The organism is Actinomadura harenae, from assembly GCF_003696215.1.
In the GTDB taxonomy this organism is placed as follows: Bacteria; Actinomycetota; Actinomycetes; order Streptosporangiales; family Streptosporangiaceae; genus Spirillospora; species Spirillospora harenae.
Genome location: NZ_RFFG01000253.1, coordinates 1 through 1876 on the forward strand (window position 1 = coordinate 1; position 1876 = coordinate 1876).

Sequence of the window (1876 nt, forward strand, 5' to 3'; positions counted from 1 at the left end):
ACCCAACAAGGCATGACCAAAAAGGAGATCATCCGCTGCCTCAAACGCTACATCGCCCGCGAGCTCTACCAACTCATCACATCAAACGATCTTGAACTCGCCGCTTGACATCCATAGGAGCATCCCGGCGTCCCGCCGTCGGACACGGGGCCTCGGCTCACACGCGATACCGGCTTCAAAGCGATACCGGCTCAAAAGCGACGGCGGCTTACGAGCGACGGCGGCTTACACGCCCCGCCAGGCGTCGCCGGGCGGGGCGGGGCGCAGGTTCTAGGCGGTGGCCTCGGCGCGGAGGTCCTTGCGGAGCTCGTGCGGGAGGGCGAACCGCAGGCTCTCCTGGACGGACTCGATCTCCTCGACCTCGCCGTAGCCGCGCTCGGCCAGCCAGGCGAGGACGCCCTCCACCAACTCCTCGGGCACCGACGCGCCGGACGTGACGCCGACCGTGGTGACGCCCTCCAGCCAGGACTCGTCGATCTGCTCGGGGTAGTCGACCAGGTGGGCGTCGTCGGCGCCGTGCTCCTTGGCGACCTCGACCAGCCGCACCGAGTTGGACGAGTTGGTCGAGCCGACGACGATCACCAGGTCGGACCGGGCGGCCATCTGCTTCACCGCGACCTGCCGGTTCTGGGTGGCGTAGCAGATGTCGTCGGACGGCGGGTCCATCAGCTTGGGGAAGCGCTCGCGCAGCCGCTCGACCGTCGCGATCGTCTCGTCCACCGACAGGGTGGTCTGGGACAGCCAGGCGACCTTCTCCGGGTCGCGGACGGTCACGTTGGCGACGTCGTCCGGGCCGTCCACGAGGTGGATGTGGTCGGGGGCCTCGCCGGTGGTGCCGATGACCTCCTCGTGGCCCTCGTGGCCGATCAGGAGGATGTCGTAGTCGTCCTTGGCGAACCGGACGGCCTCCTTGTGGACCTTGGTCACCAGCGGGCAGGTGGCGTCGATGGTGCGCAGGCTCCGGCCGCGCGCCTCGTCGTGCACCACGGGGGCGACGCCGTGGGCGGAGAACACCACGATGGCGCCCTCGGGGACCTCCTCGGTCTCGTCCACGAAGATCGCGCCGCGCTCCTCGAGCGTCCGGACGACGTGCACGTTGTGGACGATCTGCTTGCGCACGTAGATCGGCGCCCCGTACTTCTCCAGGGCGATCTCGACCGTCTCGACGGCCCGGTCGACGCCGGCGCAGTAACCGCGCGGTTTGGCGAGGAGGACACGGCGCTGGCTGGTGGAGGTCATGTCCCTATCGTACGAGCCGTCCCATGCGCCCCGGACCGGCTCCGCGACACCCGCACGGACCCGGCACCGAACCCTCACCGGACGGCTCGGAGGACCTGCCCCGCCGCGAGGTCCGGGGGCGGGAGAGGCCCATGTGAAGCCCGCGGTGTGACCCACCCCACGACCTTTCTTGGACGTTATTCCAGTAGGCGGGGTGACCGTTATCCCGGCAATGGGGCAGAGTTGGGATGAACAGACGGTGCACGCCCGACCACCGGCCCCGGCCCAGGCCGGCGGGGCAGCAGGAGGAGTGACTAACGATGACGAGATCGCCGCGCCGCCTCAGGGAGCAGGTCCGGGAGACCGTCGGCGAGCAGGTCCGCGATCTTCCGCTGCACGCCGTCCGGCTGGCCATGTTCGGCGTCGGCCGGGCCCTGCTGCTGAGCGACCGGGTGACCCGGGACTACAAGGAGATCACCGAGGGCGGCGGGGTGAAGCCGGTGCTCGGGCGGCTCCGCGACGACGTCCAGCACACGGCGGTGTCCGTGGTCGAGACGGTGGTCGAGGCGGTCCGCGGCGCCGAGGAGGAGCCCGCGCCCGCCCCGCGCGCGGCCCGCACCCGCCCGGTTCCCCGCCCGGCGGAGCGCCCCGCGCGGCG

Annotated in this window: 2 protein-coding genes; one reads left to right on the forward strand and one right to left on the reverse strand. The window is 70.7% G+C overall.

All coding sequences use genetic code 11. From position 1 onward, the window contains the following. Positions 1 to 270 precede the first annotated feature (270 nt). Entirely contained in the window at positions 271 to 1239 is a 969-nt protein-coding gene (locus EBO15_RS43295; protein ID WP_122200203.1) for a 4-hydroxy-3-methylbut-2-enyl diphosphate reductase, read from the reverse strand. Positions 1240 to 1538: 299 nt separating this feature from the next. Here EBO15_RS43295 and EBO15_RS43300 point away from each other — a divergent pair. Further along, a partial coding sequence (locus tag EBO15_RS43300; protein WP_199745193.1) for a hypothetical protein occupies positions 1539 to 1876 on the forward strand: 338 nt, incomplete at its 3' end.

Excerpts from the sequence above, each read along its gene's own strand:
- EBO15_RS43295 (WP_122200203.1), bottom strand. The coding sequence starts at position 1,239 with ATGACCTCCACCAGCCAGCGCCGTGTCCTCCTCGCCAAACCGCGCGGT.